The organism is Curtobacterium sp. MCBA15_016 (assembly GCF_001865105.1).
Classification (GTDB): Bacteria; Actinomycetota; Actinomycetes; order Actinomycetales; family Microbacteriaceae; genus Curtobacterium.
Genome location: NZ_MJGR01000065.1, coordinates 3,165 through 3,542, shown reverse-complemented (window position 1 = coordinate 3,542; position 378 = coordinate 3,165). Strand labels below are relative to the sequence as shown.

Annotated in this window: 1 protein-coding gene; it reads right to left on the bottom strand. The window is 78.0% G+C overall.

All coding sequences use genetic code 11. The annotated features are described in order from the left end of the window. A partial coding sequence (locus BIV03_RS17590) for an HAD family hydrolase (protein ID WP_139202070.1) occupies positions 1–378 on the bottom strand: 378 nt, incomplete at both ends.

Sequence of the window (378 nt, the reverse complement as noted above, 5' to 3'; positions counted from 1 at the left end):
GGCGACGGACGGTCTCGAGCTTCGAGGCCGGGGTGGCGCGGGCGTGCACCTCGTCGATCCCGACCGCGGCGGCGACGGCACGGGCAGCGCCCTCGTTGTCGCCGGTGAGCAGCACCGGGTGCAGGCCGAGCTCCACGAAGCGCCGGACGGCGTCCGCCGCCTCGGGCTTGACCGTGTCCGCGACGACGACCACGCCGAGCGCGCGGCCGTCCGTCGCGACGACGACCGCCGTGCCGCCGTCCGCCTCGGCGTCCCGGACCGTCTGCGCCACGGCGTCGGGCACCGTGATCGCCCACGACGCCTCGAGCCAGGCGACGGTCCCGACGAGCACGACCTCGCCGTCGACGACCGCCTGGACGCCGGCGCCGGGCGTCGCGG